The 13811-nt window shown below is 69.2% G+C and carries 11 protein-coding genes; 9 read left to right on the top strand and 2 right to left on the bottom strand.

What is annotated here, in order from left to right:
- Nucleotides 1-10 precede the first annotated feature (10 nt).
- Entirely contained in the window at nucleotides 11-487 is a 477-nt protein-coding gene (locus C3E99_RS14225) for a DUF6790 family protein (protein WP_104959980.1), read from the top strand.
- A gap of 180 nt (nucleotides 488-667) precedes the next feature.
- On the opposite strand, the gene C3E99_RS14220 is transcribed toward C3E99_RS14225, so the two are convergent.
- Nucleotides 668-916 carry a type II toxin-antitoxin system Phd/YefM family antitoxin gene (locus C3E99_RS14220; protein ID WP_104959979.1) on the bottom strand — a complete coding sequence of 83 codons (249 nt, stop codon included), beginning with the start codon at nucleotides 914-916 and terminating at the stop codon, nucleotides 668-670.
- Nucleotides 917-947: 31 nt separating this feature from the next.
- Nucleotides 948-2483 (bottom strand): S1C family serine protease, encoded by a 1536-nt coding sequence (locus tag C3E99_RS14215; protein WP_076077066.1) that lies wholly within the window; start codon nucleotides 2481-2483, stop codon nucleotides 948-950.
- 99 nt (nucleotides 2484-2582) lie between these two features.
- On the opposite strand from C3E99_RS14215, the gene C3E99_RS14210 reads away from it, so the two are divergent.
- The 8 genes from C3E99_RS14210 to C3E99_RS14175 all read left to right on the top strand — a co-directional run bounded on the left by C3E99_RS14210 (nucleotide 2583) and on the right by C3E99_RS14175 (nucleotide 13700).
- Nucleotides 2583-3053, top strand: a complete 471-nt coding sequence (locus tag C3E99_RS14210; RefSeq protein ID WP_104959978.1) for a DUF1203 domain-containing protein — start codon at nucleotides 2583-2585, stop codon at nucleotides 3051-3053.
- Nucleotides 3050-4084, top strand: a complete 1035-nt coding sequence (ada, locus tag C3E99_RS14205; RefSeq protein WP_076077063.1) for a bifunctional DNA-binding transcriptional regulator/O6-methylguanine-DNA methyltransferase Ada — start codon at nucleotides 3050-3052, stop codon at nucleotides 4082-4084. Before C3E99_RS14210 ends, ada begins: the two co-directional genes overlap by 4 nt.
- A complete protein-coding gene (locus tag C3E99_RS14200) occupies nucleotides 4081-4851 on the top strand; it encodes an isocitrate lyase/PEP mutase family protein (RefSeq protein ID WP_104959977.1) in 771 nt (256 codons plus the stop codon). The genes ada and C3E99_RS14200 overlap by 4 nt, the downstream gene beginning before the upstream one ends.
- A 623-nt stretch (nucleotides 4852-5474) precedes the next feature.
- Entirely contained in the window at nucleotides 5475-5933 is a 459-nt protein-coding gene (locus tag C3E99_RS14195) for a hypothetical protein (protein WP_076078161.1), read from the top strand.
- Nucleotides 5930-6745 (top strand): ferredoxin--NADP reductase, encoded by an 816-nt coding sequence (locus C3E99_RS14190; RefSeq protein ID WP_067186150.1) that lies wholly within the window; start codon nucleotides 5930-5932, stop codon nucleotides 6743-6745. The genes C3E99_RS14195 and C3E99_RS14190 overlap by 4 nt, the downstream gene beginning before the upstream one ends.
- 181 nt (nucleotides 6746-6926) lie before the next feature.
- Complete coding sequence (locus tag C3E99_RS14185; protein WP_076077057.1) at nucleotides 6927-7307, top strand: OsmC family protein; 381 nt, start codon at nucleotides 6927-6929, stop codon at nucleotides 7305-7307.
- 77 nt (nucleotides 7308-7384) lie between these two features.
- Complete coding sequence (locus tag C3E99_RS14180) at nucleotides 7385-8746, top strand: PAS domain-containing protein (RefSeq protein ID WP_234002488.1); 1362 nt, start codon at nucleotides 7385-7387, stop codon at nucleotides 8744-8746.
- 232 nt (nucleotides 8747-8978) lie between these two features.
- On the top strand, nucleotides 8979-13700 hold the full coding sequence (locus C3E99_RS14175; RefSeq protein WP_082737357.1) for an NAD-glutamate dehydrogenase: 4722 nt from the start codon (nucleotides 8979-8981) through the stop codon (nucleotides 13698-13700).
- Nucleotides 13701-13811 lie beyond the last annotated feature (111 nt).

Here is a 13811-nt window from a genome sequence, read left to right as displayed (position 1 = left end):
GGGTAGGGCGATGCATCTGACGGTTGTTCTGCTGACTATGCTGATATTGCCGGCCGCGTCGGTGCTGGTCGAACGCTGGACCGGTAGCGGGACCATCAATCTGTGGTGGCTGATCGGGAAATGGTTCGTCTTCTGGGGCGTCGGTGTCCGGCTGTTCATCGCGGGCGCGCGGCAGATCGTGAAGCCGGAGTTGACCGCGACGGGCATTTTCGGCGTCACCGACAGGGCGGCCTTCCCGCTCGCGCAGGAACTCGGCTTCTGGAACCTCACGATCGGGTTGATTTCGATCGCTTCGATCAGGCGTCCCGAATGGGTGGCGCCGATGGCGATCGCGGGGATGCTCTTTTATGCGATGGCGGGCGCGCTGCACGTCGCCGGCAAGGACCGCGGCTTTTCGGAAAATGTCGCGATGATCTCCGACCTCGGCATGGCGGGCCTGCTGCTGGCGTCCCTGGTCGCGGCCTTTCCGCTGTGGGCGCGTTCTTGAGGCGCGCTGGATGGCGCGGGTCAGAGGCGTGCGAGAGTTGAAGGGCGATCAACTAGTGAAGGAAAAAACCGTGTGCTCCCGCGAAGGCGGGAGCCCATCTCCGGTCGGCTCCATTTTACGCGGATCGGAGATGGGTCCCCGCCTTCGCGGGGACACGTTCCTATTTGCTCGCAGCCTTTGTTATAGATCGTCGATATCGACTCTTATCGATCTTTGACCCTGACGCTCCCTGACGATCCGCGCCAGTTCGATGTCGTCGAGCGCATCGAGGATCGCTTCCCACGCGTCGGCGGGGACCAGATAGGCTTCGGGCGTGTTGCGGTTCAGGATCGCGACGGGGGCGCCATCGGCGGCGCGGATGGCGGCGGACGGATTCTTCTTGAGTTCCGAGATGCTGATGCCGAAGTCGGCGAGAAGCGGCTTTCCCATGACCTGTTAATAGGTCGTTTAACAGGTCACGTCAAGGTGCGGCCGCCGCCGAACCGGCGACCTTCTGGCAGCGATAGACGAGCCGCTCGTTCGGCGTCGGCGGCAGCGCGCCCTTGATTGCGTCCTGCTGGGTCGCGAAGGCGGCGAGCGCCTGCGTGTCGGCGGCGCAGCCCTTGATCTCCGCCGCGGCGCGCAGCGCGCGCGCCTTCGCCATCGTCTCGGCGTCGAGCAGATAGCGTTCGACGCGATATTCGTGGGCGCCGTCGTCGATCGAGGCGATCGTCACCGTCGCCTCCTCGTTCGGGACGAGGATGCGCTGCCAGCGGCCGTCCGCCCCCTGCGCATATTGGGTCCGCCGGTTGATGCAGCCGTCGCCGCCGATCTCGACCGGCACGTCGACGGTCGAGGACACGGTGATGCGGCTGCGGTCGGGCTGGATCGTGCAGAGAAAATTCCCCTGCGCCAGCTTCGGCGCGGCATCGGGCGCCGGCGCCTGGTCCGCTTCTCCAGCAATTTCGGCATGCGCGTCGGGGCGCGTCACGAACAGGATCGCGGCGCCGATCATCAGCACCGCGCCCGCACCGCCGGCGATCTTCGCGTTGCGCATCGCCTTCTGGCTGTAGAAGAGCAGCCCGGCCCCGGCGGCGAGCGCGCCGATCACGAACAGGACCCCGGCCAGCGCGATGCGGTTCTCGCGCGACGCGAGCGCCGCTTCTTCGGCGCGCGCCTGTTTCAGTTCGCGGTCGAGCCGCGCCGCCGCCGTCTTCGCGGCATCGGCCTCGGCCGCCGCGCGGGTTTCGGCGTCGAGCGCCGCCCGGTCGCGCGCGGTCGCCTCCGCCATCGACAGGCAGGCGGTGCCGACGCTCGTATATTGCTGTCCGGCGTCGGCGAGGAAGCGCGCGATCTCGCGCACCGAGATGGCGAAGGCGAAGGGCGAATCGCCGTCGTCGGCGCGGGTGATGAAGGTGTTGATCCCGACGACGCGCCCGCAGGCGTCGACGAGCGGGCCGCCCGAATTGCCGCGCGAGATCTTGGCGGTGTGGACCAGAGTCGCGATGCCGTCGACCGCCTGGACGTTCGACATGTTGCCTTCGCTGCGTACCGGGGTGCGCGGGGTAATATAGTCGGCGGCGCTGCGCGCGGTCGCGAGGTCGACGTTGCCTGGATAGCCGAGCGCGACGACATCGGTCCCGGCTTCGAGCGGCCCGGTATAGATGGCGGCGGCGGGCAGCCGGCCCTCGCCCATCTCGATCAGCGCGAGGTCGCGCGCGGTGTCGATCGCGATCAGCCTGGCGGGATAGCTTTTCTGCCCCTCCGACGGGACGACGCCGAGCGCGACATTGTTCGGATAGCGGACCGCCGATTCGACGACATGCGCGTTGGTCAGGATGCGCGTCGGGGTGATCGCGATGCCGCTGCCGTGGCCGAAGCCGACCACCTCGCCCTCCATCATCGCGACGGTGACGACGCGCACGACGCTGCGCGAGGCTGCGCTGATGTCGTCGGCGGCCCGCGCGGGCAGGACGATGGCGAAAAAGGCGAGCAGCAGCGGAAGGAGGCGGGTCATGGCGCGGCAGATTAGTGAGGCGCGCTTTGAACGCAAGCATCGGGACGCGCCCCGCGGCGGCGCATGGCAGACGGGTGCGACACGAAGAAAGGACGGTCCATGACCTATGCCATCACCGGGCTCGACCCCGAACCCTTTGCGCCGCTGTTCGCAATGAACGACGCAAAGCTGGCGGCGCACAACGCCCGCCGCGTCACCGCGACCGCCGACCGCGGCTTTCCCTGTCGCGTCAGCCTGTGCGATGCGCGGGCGGGCGAGGAACTGATCCTGCTCCATCACGTCAGCCACGCTGTCGCGACGCCCTATCGCAGCGCCTATGCCATCTATGTCCGCGCCGGCGTGCCGGCGGCCTCCTATCGCGATGCGCTGCCCCCGGTGTTCGAGGGACGAACGCTTGCGCTGCGCGCCTTCGATGCCGGCTGCATGCTGCGAACGGCGCGGCTGGCGGGACCGGGCGAGGTCGACGGTGCGATCCGCGCCCTGTTCGCCGACGATGCGACCGCCTATATCGACGCGCATAACGCCGCCTACGGCTGTTTCGCCGCGCGGATCGAAAGGGACGCGACATGAGCGCCGGGACCATGACCGACGACGAATGCTGGGCCGCGGTGCAGCGCCGCGACCGGGCGCTCGACGGGCGCTTCGTCACCGGGGTGCTGACGACGGGCATCTATTGCCGGCCGAGTTGCGCGGCGCGGCATCCGGCGCGCGCCAATGTCCGTTTCTTTGCCGATGGCGCGGCGGCGCGCGCGGCGGGGCTGCGCCCCTGCAGGCGCTGCCTGCCCGATGATGTCGCGCGCGACGAGGGCGCGGTGATCGCCGCGATCGCGGCGATCAAGGGTAGCGAGGAGCCGCTCGCGCTCGCCGATCTCGCCGCGCGCATCGGCTATTCGCCGACGCATTTCCAGCGCGTTTTCACCCGCCACACCGGCCTGTCGCCCGCCGCCTATGCCCGCGCGCTGCGCGAGGAGCGTGCGCGGACGGCGCTGAGCGAGGGCGCGCGCGTGACCGACGCGATCTACGACGCCGGCTTTTCGGGGCCGTCGCGATTCTACGACAATATGGAGGGACGCATGGGAATGACGGCTTCGGCGTGGGTGAACGGGGGCAAGGGCGTGACGATCCACTGGGCGGTGGTGCCGACCAGCCTGGGCGACATGCTCGTCGCGGCGACCGAGAGGGGCGTGTGCCGCCTGTCCTTCGCCGAGGGATGCGAGGCGCTGGAGGAGCGCTTCCCCGCGGCGACGCTCGTCGAGGGCGGCGCGTCCTTCGCGGCGCTGCTGACGCAGGTGGTCGAAGCGGTCGAGACGCCAGCGGCCGGCTTCGATCATATTCCGATCGACGTGAAGGGCACTGCCTTTCAGGAAGCGGTGTGGCGCGAGCTTCGGAAGATTCCGGCGGGCGAGACGCGCAGCTATGCCGACATCGCTGCTGCGGTCGGCAAACCGAAGGCGGTGCGCGCGGCGGGAAGCGCCAACGGCGCCAACAATGTCGCGGTGCTGATCCCCTGTCACCGGGTGGTGCGTAGCGACGGCTCGCTCGGCGGCTATGCCTATGGCCTGCCGATCAAGCGCGAACTTCTGAAAAGGGAAATCCCATGACGCCGGTATCATCAAGCGCGATTGCCGCATTCCGGGCGCTGCACGTTCCCGGCAACCCGCTGATCCTCGTCAACATCTGGGACGCGGGCAGCGCGAAGGCGGTCGCGGCGGCGGGCGCCAAGGCGATCGCGACGGGGAGCTATGGCGTCGCGGGCGCGCAGGGCTGCGCCGACGGAGAGGATTTTCCGCTCGAGGACGTTTTCGAAAATCTGCGCCGCATTCTCGCCGTCACCGACCTGCCGGTGACGATCGACATGGAATCGGGCTACGGCGCCGACCCGGCGGCGGTCGGCGCCTCGATCGCCCGGGCGCGAGAGGCGGGCGCCGCGGGGGTCAATATCGAGGATCGACTGCCCGGTGCGTCGGAACTGCTGCCGATCGCCGCGGCGCAGGCACGCTATCGCGCCGCCGCCGATACCGGCCTTTTCGTCAACGCGCGCTGCGACAGCTTCCGGGGCCGTGATGCGGCGGTGGACGGCGCCGCGCTCGTCGCCGTGACGCTCGAACGCGCGCGCGCCTATGCCGACGCGGGCGCGGGGTCGCTGTTCGTGCCCTTCCTTGCCGACGTGCGGTGCATCGGTGCGATCTGCGAAACCTCGCCGCTGCCGGTCAACATCCTTCGCTCGTCCGCCGGACCGACGCATGCCGAACTGGCGGCGCTCGGCGTGGCGCGGATCAGCCACGGCCATCAACCCTGGGCCGCGGCGATGGCCTGGCTGACCGCGCAGGCGGAAACGGTGCTGGGCGGTGGCGAGCCTGCCTATTAGGATTCCCGCGAAGGTGGGTGGGTGATGAAAGGCCGGCGTTGGCGTCCCGACGCTCCGGGTTCCCGCCTTCGCGGGACAGGGGTTTCGGGAAGCGCGCAATATTATTCCAAAGTATACGAAAGTCACACTACGTATCCCCCTTTTCCCCCTTTTTGGATTATGCTCCCATCTGACCTCTCTTCCAGCTTGCAGGAAGGGTCGGAGTAGGCCGGCGGTGTGACCAAGGCCCACCCCGCTGCGGCTAGCGAACAAGTTCGCAAGCCTCGCTGCCCCTCCCGCTTGCGGGAGGTGGAGTCGCCTACATTCACGAAATGACGAAGGTCATGCGCTGAGGCTGGCATGCCGCGATAATGTGGAGAAGGCCTTTCGACGCGGGCCGGGAACGGCGCGGAGCGTGAACCCGAATGCTAGACCTGATGGCTTTGAATCGACCCGCTTCGTTATTGCGAACCCAGACCTGATCGGGGCTCGCAATGGACGAGTCCAACCGATGGCATCGCGCTCCAATGAGCGGTTCGGCCGCAATTATCTCGCAACGGGTCAATCTGTAATTGCAAATGACTCTCAATAGTATGTATGGCGATCCGCGACCGCCGGCCTGCGCCCGGCCGCAGGAGGAACAGATGTACGCGCTTGTCGATCGTCCGGTGGAAAGCCTCTGCAACGGCGGGCGCCTTCTGCTGTGGGCGATGCGCGGGTGGGCACTGGCGATCGAGCGCGGATGCTGCCCGGCGCGGGCGCTGCACCGCGGCTTCGCGGGCGTCGGCGCGCTCGCCGCGCTGCCCGATGTCCACGTCGCCTTCGCGCTGCTCGTCAGCGGCTCGCGCACCCGGCTGGCGTTCGCGCCGATGGGCTGCGCGCGCATCGGCGAGGTCGAGGCGGTCCTGCTCCGCCTGTGGAGCGACGCGGCGTCGGGCGGGACGGACACGGCGCGCGCGACGCTCGGCCTGCTGGTCGACGAGGCGAGCGTTGCGCCCGCGCTCGCGGCGATCGACGCCGCCGCCTCGCAACTCGCAGCAGCCGGATTCGACCTTTCGCACCTCACCACACCCTCTCCCAGCCTGTCAGGACCATCGACATGAGCGATCGCATCGCCGCCGCCGCGAAACTCGCGCCTTCCGCCTCGCTGACCGTGGAGGAGGTATTACGCGTGCGGCACTGGAACGACCATTTGTTCAGCTTCTCGATCACCCGCCCGCCGAGCTTCCGTTTCCGGTCGGGCGAGTTCGTGCTGCTCGGCCTGCCGGGCGAAGGGCGGCCGCTGCTGCGGGCCTATTCGATCGCCAGCCCTGCCTATGCCGACGAGCTCGAGTTCCTGTCGATCAAGGTGCCCGACGGGCCGCTGACCTCGCGCCTTCAGGCGATCGCGCCGGGCGATCCGCTCTATCTCGGCCGCAAGCCGACGGGGACACTGGTCGCCGACGCGCTGCTACCGGGGCGGCGGCTGTTCCTGCTGTCGACGGGCACCGGCCTCGCGCCTTTCCTCAGCCTCGCGCGCGACCCCGACATCTACGAACGCTTCAACGAGATACTGCTCGTCCATTGCGCGCGGCAAGTCAGCGACCTCGCCTTCCGCGAGGAACTGGAGAGCCAGCTTGCCGGCGACCCGCTGGTGCAGGACCAGGCGCTGCTGCAGTTCCACTATCTGCCCACCGTGACGCGCGAGGCGTTCCGGTCGACCGGACGGATCGGCGCACTGATCGACAGCGGCCGCCTGTTCGGCCATCCGCTGACCGGCGCGCCGCATTTCGATCCGGCGACCGACCGCATCATGATGTGCGGCAGCATGGCGATGATCCGCGACCTCCAGGCGCGCTTCGAGGCGCTGGGATTCCGGGAAGGGTCGAACGCGGCGCCGGGCGATTTCGTGATCGAACGCGCCTTCGTCGGATAGGGGCTTTTCGGGCGCGTGCGGGAATCATCGGGCGTCGCGGTGGCGCCGAGCGGTCCCGCGCCAACCCCTCCCGCTTGCGGGAAGGCAGATCGGGCGGCGAAAGTATTCGGCCGGACGCCGCGCATTGATCGGGGCTACACCCGGCTGATAGCATGGGGGCGCACCGGACAGGGAGACTCGCATGGCGCAGGGCATCGCACGCATCGGCAGGGACCGCTATCGCACCGCGATCGAGGTGGGCGGCCGCGCGCTCGTCGCCGACGAGCCGCCGGCGTTGGGCGGGCAGGGGCTGGGCTTCGCGCCCTATGACCTGCTGCTTGCCAGCCTCGGCGCCTGCACCGCGATCACGCTGCGCATGTACGCCGACCGCAAGGGCTGGCCGCTCGAATCGGTCGAGGTCTCGCTGCGCCTCCACGGCCAGGAGGAACGGCGCATCGACCGCCGGCTGGCGATTGTCGGCCTTGACGCTGACCAGCAGGCGCGGCTTGCCGACATTGCCGAGCGCACGCCGGTGACGCTGACGCTGAAGGCGGGTCTGCCGATCGACACCAGCCTCGCCTGACAGCGGCGGCGCATCGTTTACGCCGCTTTTACCAGTCCCGGTGCATGAATCCGCGGAATGATTGCGACTGGGGACAGATGATGGACAGCATGCGCGGCCTGCTTTCGGGCAGCCATGACCAGGACGACGGCGCCATCGATGCGCCGCCGGCCGTCGGGGTCGACGAGCGGCGGATGCAGGTCCGGGCCTATAATCACTGGGCGTCGCTGCTCGGCGACCGCTCCTATCCGTCGGCCGAGGACCTCGACCTCGACCATGTCGGCGATTTCGGGCCGCATGCGGTGCTGCTCGACTTCACTGCCGGCGTCGAGAATCCGGCGGTCGCCTTTCTGGGCGAGCGGCTGCGCGCCGAATCCGAAATCGACGAGGACGTCCAGTATATCAGCCAGATCCCCGGCCGGTCGCTGCTGTCGCGGTTGACCGACCATTATCTCCAGATCATCGCCAACCGCGCCCCGATCGGTTTCGAGGCCGAGTTCGTCAACGACCGCGGCATCACCATCATGTATCGCGGCATCCTGCTGCCCTTCTCGTCCGACGACGACACGATCGACTTCATCCTCGGCGTGATCAACTGGAAGGAAGCGGCGCCCGCCGACCAGGCGGAGGAACTGCAATTGTCGGTCGAACAGGCGCTGCGCAGCGCGCCGCCGCTCACCGCGCCGGTGCCCGTCTGGGCCGACGGCCCCGATTCGGGTCATATGGACGACGCGGCCGAGCCGGGCTTCGCGGCGCTGGCGCCCGATGCCGCCGCCAGCGTTCGTGCGCGCCGCCCGCTGACGCTCGACGGCGCCGGGGACGCGGACGAAGGCGCGCCAGCCGCGCTCGACGAGACGGCGGACCTCGCCGACTGGCTGGCGCGTGCCCGCGAAACCGCGGAGCGCGCGCAGAGCGCCGACAGCCGCAGCCGCCACGCGCTCTACGCGGCGGTCGAGCGCGCCTGGGATTTCGCGCTGGCTGCCGAGGCGCAGCCGCAGGCCTTTGCTGCGCTAATCGAGGATGCGGGCATCCGGGCCCAGCCGCGCGCGCCGATGACGCCGGTGGTCAAGCTCGTCTTCGGCGCCGGCTACGACAAGACGCGGCTCGCTGAATATGCCTGTGTGCTGGGACATGCGCGCGAGGAGGGCGTCGGGCGGGGCGCGCTTGCCGCCTATCTCGACCGCTATCCGGGCGGGCTCAAGGGACTGGTCAAGGATGCGCGCGCCAGCCGCCGCCCGCGCCGCGAGACGGCGGATGCCGGCGGTGCGCGGCTCGAAGCGCTGCGCGCCGCGCCGCCCGCGGTGCTGCTAGAGCATGATGCGGGCGATGCCGAGTTCGTCGTGCTGATCGCGCGGACGATGCCCGGCGGCCATATCGGCGTCGTCGCCAAGGCGGCCGACGATCCGGCGTTGGTTGCGCGGCTTGCGAAGAAGGCGATCGCCATCGCTCCGGCCGCCTGACGCCCGCTCCGTCCGCCGGCGAAACTTCGATGAAAGCTGGGATTTGACGGGGGTGCGGGAGGCTGGCCGACCGCGCCTCGCGTAACAGACAAACCGAAGCTTGAAATTATTTTACGCTAGGGCGGGGGAGGGCTTGAGCCGCGCGCGCCGGAGGCGCATAGGGATCGGATCGAGCGGACCGGCCGGTTCCCGGCGAGGCCTGCCAACCTTGGCTCGGGGATACGACACCATCATGCCTCTTACCGATACCGAAGCGCCGGAAGCCTCTATTGCGCCGGCGGCGCAGGCGCCTGCAAAAATTTCCAAAGCCTATCAAGCCGCGCTGCACGGCAGCGCCCTCCCCGGCGAAGGGGACGACCTTGACGCCAAGGCGCTTGCCGCGGCGGGCGAGTTCGTCGCGCGGGCCTCGCTCGAACGCGCGCCCGGCAAGCCGTCGCTGCTGATCGAACCGATCGCGACCGACGGAATCGACCGGCGGATGCGCCTCGCGGTCGTCAACGACGACATGCCCTTCCTCGTCGATTCGACCTCGCAGATCGTTGGGGCGCAGGGGCTGGTCATCCACCGTATCCTCCACCCCGTCGTCTCGGTCGACCGCGATGCGAAAGGCAAGCTGACCGGGGTCGATTCGGGCAAGGCGGGCGCGACGCGCGAATCGGTCATCTACATGGAGCTGGAGCGCGGCGACGCACGCGCGCGCCGGCGCCTGATCGACGGGCTCGAAGCGGCGCTCGCCGACGTGCGTGCCGCAGTCGCCGACTGGAAGGCGATGCGCGCCGCGATGCTCGCCGATGCCGCGATGCGCGCCGACGGCGAGGGCGCCGAACTGCTGCGCTGGTTCGAGGGCGGCGCGATGACGCAGCTCGGCCACGAATGGCGCACGCGCGACGGCGCGGTCCACGATCCGCTCGGCATTTCGGCAAGCGGCAGTTCGCAGCTCGTGTCGGCCAACGCGCTCGCCGCGGCCTTCCAGTGGTTCGATGCGAAGGCGAAGGCGGGCACCGGCCATGCGCCGCTGCTGATCAAGTCGAACCGGCTGTCGTCAGTGCATCGCCGCGTGCTGCTCGATCTGGTCATCGTCCCCGAATATAAGGGCAAGAAGGCGGAGCGGCTGTCGATCCACGCCGGCCTGTGGACCAGCCAGGCGCTGTCGACCCCGCCCGCCAAGGTGCCGATGCTGCGCGCGCAACTCGACGCGCTGATGACGAAATTCGGCTTCGATCCCGCAGGGCACGCCGGCAAGGCGCTCGCGCATGCGCTGACCGCGTTGCCGCACGACCTGCTGATCGCGTTCGACGGCTCCGCGCTCGAGGAACTGGTGCTCACTTCGATGTCGATCACCGATCGGCCGCGCCCGAAGATCGTGATGGTGCAGAGCGCGCTCGGCCGCCACCTGTTCGCTTTCGTCTGGCTGCCCCGCGACGAGGTGTCGACGGGCCGCCGTCTCGCGGTCGAATCGCTGCTCGCGCGCGAAGCGAAGGCCGGCGTGATCGGCTGGACGATGGTGCTCGAAGACGGCGGCGCGGCGCTGCTCCGCTACACGCTCGACCTGCGCGGCGACGGCGTCGTGCCCGATGCGGCGGCGCTCAACGCCCAGCTCGAACAGATGGTGCGCGGCTGGCAGCCGGAGGTCGAGGCGGCGCTCGCGCGGCACGGCGACGCCGGGCGCGCGGCGGCGCTCGCGGCGCGCTTCGCCCCGCTGTTCCCGCCCAATTACCGCAACCTCTATGACCCCGAAGAGGCGGCGCGCGATATCCTGCGCCTGCGCGACCTCGATGCCGACCGGCCGCGCAGCGTCCGCCTCGCGAGGAAGAGCCTCGACGGCGACGACCGCCTGCGGCTCAAGGTCTATAGCGCCGCCGGCCCGCTGGCGCTGTCCGACGTCGTGCCGGCGCTCGAGCATTTCGGCTTCGAGGTGCTCGAGGAACTGCCGACCGAACTGCACGTCCGCTCGGGCGGCGACGAGGAGGGGGAAGGCGAGCCGACCTTCATCCACGATTTCACGCTGCGCCTTCCCGCCAATGTCGACGAACTGGCGTTGCTGCCGCATGTCGAGACGATCGAGGGCGCGATCGCCGCGGTGCTCGACGGCCGGGCGGAGAATGACGCGTTCAACGAACTGGTGCTGGTCACGCAGACCGAACCGCAGGCGATCGTCTGGCTGCGCGCCTGGTTCCGCTATCTGCGCCAGGGCGGGTCGAGCTATGGCATGGACACCGTCGTCGCGGCGCTGCGCCACGCGCCCGCGCTGACCGCGGCGCTGATCGAGCGGTTCTGCGCGCTCCACGATCCGAAGAGCAGGGACGCTGCGCGCGCCGAGGCGCTCGATGCGCAGATCAGGGCGGGCTTCGCGGGCATCAAGTCGATCGACGACGACCGCATCTTGCGGCTGTTCCACGCGGTGATCGGCGCGACGCTGCGCACCAACGCCTTCGCCCCCGCGGCGGCCGAGGCGCTGGCGTTCAAGATCGACAGCGCGCAGGTTCCCGGCCTGCCCAAGCCGCTGCCGTGGCGCGAGGTGTGGGTATACAGCCCCCGCGTCGAGGGCGTCCATCTGCGCGCCGGCCCGGTCGCGCGCGGCGGGCTGCGCTGGTCCGACCGGCGCGACGACTTCCGCACCGAGATTCTCGGCCTGATGAAGGCGCAGCGCGTCAAGAACGCCGTGATCGTGCCGACCGGCGCGAAGGGCGGCTTCTATCCGAAGGCGCTGCCCAACCCGGCGGAGGACCGCGATGCCTGGTTCGCCGAAGGCAAGGAATGCTATCGCATCTTCATCCGTTCGCTGCTGTCGATCACCGACAATCTCGTGGGCGGCAAGGTCGTGCATCCGAAGGATGTGGTGATCCGCGACGGCGAGGACCCTTATTTCGTCGTCGCCGCCGACAAGGGCACCGCGACCTTCTCCGACGTCGCCAATGCGCTGGCGATGGAGCGCGACTTCTGGTTGGGCGACGCGTTCGCGAGCGGCGGGTCGCACGGCTATGACCACAAGGGCATGGGCATCACCGCGCGCGGCGCCTGGGTTTCGGTCCAGCGCCATTTCGCCGAGATGGGCGTTGATGTGCAGACCGACACGGTGCGCGTCGTCGGCTGCGGCGACATGTCGGGCGACGTGTTCGGCAACGGCATGCTGCTGTCGAAGGCGATCAAGCTGGTCGCCGCCTTCGACCATCGCCACATCTTCCTCGACCCCGATCCCGATCCGACCAAAAGCTGGAAGGAGCGCGAGCGGCTGTTCAGGCTGCCGCGGTCGAGTTGGGACGATTATGACCGCAAGCTGATCTCGAAGGGCGGCGGCGTCTTCCCGCGCAGCCAGAAGAGCATCGCGCTGACCCCCGAGGTGCAGGCGGCGCTCGGCCTGTCGGTGTCGGAGATCGAACCGACGGCGCTGATCTCCGCGATCCTCAAGGCGCCGGTCGACCTGCTGTGGTTCGGCGGCATCGGCACCTATCTGAAGGCGGCGAGCCAGAACAATGCCGAGGTCGGCGACCCCGCCAACGATGCGCTGCGCGTCGATGCGGAGGACCTGCGCGTCCGCGTCGTCGGCGAGGGCGCCAACCTAGGCGTGACACAGGCGGCGCGCATCGCCTTCGCGATGCGGGGCGGGCGGATCAACGCCGACTTCGTGGACAACAGCGCCGGCGTCGACTGCTCGGACAACGAGGTCAACATCAAGATCGCGCTCAACCGCGAGATGGCCGAGGGCCGGCTGGCGCAGGCCGATCGCGACGCGCTGCTCGTCCGCATGACCGACGATGTCGCAGCGCTGGTGCTCGAGGACAACCGGCTCCAGGCGCTTGCGCTGTCGATCGCCGAAAAGGGCGGTGCCGGCGCGGTGCCGTCGCTGGTGCGAATCATGGAGACGTTCGAGGCGTCGGGGCGGCTCGACCGCAAGGTCGAAGGGCTCGCCGCGAACGACGAACTGCTTCGCCGCGCGCAGGAAGGGCGCGGGCTGACCCGGCCCGAACTCGCGATCCTGATCTCGACCGCGAAGCTCGCGCTTCAGGACGCGATTGAGGCGAGCGACCTGCCCGACGATCCGGCGCTAGCGGGCGATCTCGCGGCGGCCTTCCCGGCCGAGATGCAGCGCGATTTCGGCAAGGCGATCGCCGAGCACCAGCTGCGGCGTGAGATCATCGCGACCAAGCTCGCCAACCGCATCGTCAACCGCATGGGCGTCGTTCATCCCTTCGAACTGGTCGAGGAGGAGGGACGCTCGCTCGGCGACATCGCGGCGGCCTTCGTCGCGGTCGAGCGTCTGCTCGACGTGCGCGAGATCTGGGCGTCGCTCGACACTGCGAAGATCGACGAATCGATCCGCCTGTCGCTGTTCAGCCAAGCTGCGTCGGCGATGACCTCGCAGATGGCGGACCTGCTGCGGATCAGCCCGACGCTCACCCAGCCGGGACCGGTGGTCGCGCGCCTGGAGCCCGGCGTCGACCGGCTGACGATGACGGTCGACACGCTGCTCAGCGAATCGGTCCGGCGCCAGTGGGACATGCTCAGCAAGCAGTTGCTTGATGCCGGCGCGCCCGAGGCGCTGACTGCCGCGGTAGTGCGTCTGTTCAAGACCGACGGCGCGATCGGCATCGTCGACCTCGCCGAACGGCGCGGCGACGACGAGGTCGGGGTGACGACCGCCTTTACCCATCTGGGCGAGGCGCTGGGGCTCGACTGGGCGCAGACGCTCGCCGCGCACATGAGCCCCGCCGATCCGTGGGAGCGGCTGCTTGTCAACAGCCTCGCGCGCGATTTCCAGCAGATGCGCCTCGGCTTCCTCGCCGGGCTGCCGAAGGGCGATCTCGACGCGGCGGTGACGAAATGGCTCGCCGAGCATGCGGCGCGCGTCGCGCAGTTCCGCAGCGTCGTCGACCGTGCGCGGACGATTCCCAGCCCGAACGGCGCCATGCTCTCGCACATCGCCGGGCAGGCGCGCGGATTGTTGGGGCGATAGGTCGATGACAGGCCCGCGTCGTCATTGCGAGCGGAGCGAAGCAATCCGGAGCGGTTATGGCCCGCTCGGGATTGCCGCGTCGCTTCGCTCCTCGCAATGACGGAGCGGCGG

The organism is Sphingopyxis sp. MG, assembly GCF_002953155.1.
Classification (GTDB): Bacteria; Pseudomonadota; Alphaproteobacteria; order Sphingomonadales; family Sphingomonadaceae; genus Sphingopyxis; species Sphingopyxis granuli.
Note: the sequence above shows the minus strand (reverse complement) of the source record. Positions and strands in the feature narration are given on the sequence as shown.

What these genes read in the sequence shown, in the direction of transcription:
- C3E99_RS14225 (WP_104959980.1), top strand. Translation starts at nt 11, where the DNA reads ATGCATCTGACGGTTGTTCTGCTGACTATGCTGATATTGCCGGCCGCG.
- C3E99_RS14220 (WP_104959979.1), bottom strand. Translation starts at nt 916, where the DNA reads ATGGGAAAGCCGCTTCTCGCCGACTTCGGCATCAGCATCTCGGAACTC.
- C3E99_RS14215 (WP_076077066.1), bottom strand. Translation starts at nt 2,483, where the DNA reads ATGACCCGCCTCCTTCCGCTGCTGCTCGCCTTTTTCGCCATCGTCCTG.
- C3E99_RS14210 (WP_104959978.1), top strand. Translation starts at nt 2,583, where the DNA reads ATGACCTATGCCATCACCGGGCTCGACCCCGAACCCTTTGCGCCGCTG.
- ada (WP_076077063.1), top strand. Translation starts at nt 3,050, where the DNA reads ATGAGCGCCGGGACCATGACCGACGACGAATGCTGGGCCGCGGTGCAG.
- C3E99_RS14200 (WP_104959977.1), top strand. Translation starts at nt 4,081, where the DNA reads ATGACGCCGGTATCATCAAGCGCGATTGCCGCATTCCGGGCGCTGCAC.
- C3E99_RS14195 (WP_076078161.1), top strand. Translation starts at nt 5,475, where the DNA reads ATGTACGCGCTTGTCGATCGTCCGGTGGAAAGCCTCTGCAACGGCGGG.
- C3E99_RS14190 (WP_067186150.1), top strand. Translation starts at nt 5,930, where the DNA reads ATGAGCGATCGCATCGCCGCCGCCGCGAAACTCGCGCCTTCCGCCTCG.
- C3E99_RS14185 (WP_076077057.1), top strand. Translation starts at nt 6,927, where the DNA reads ATGGCGCAGGGCATCGCACGCATCGGCAGGGACCGCTATCGCACCGCG.
- C3E99_RS14180 (WP_234002488.1), top strand. Translation starts at nt 7,385, where the DNA reads ATGATGGACAGCATGCGCGGCCTGCTTTCGGGCAGCCATGACCAGGAC.
- C3E99_RS14175 (WP_082737357.1), top strand. Translation starts at nt 8,979, where the DNA reads ATGCCTCTTACCGATACCGAAGCGCCGGAAGCCTCTATTGCGCCGGCG.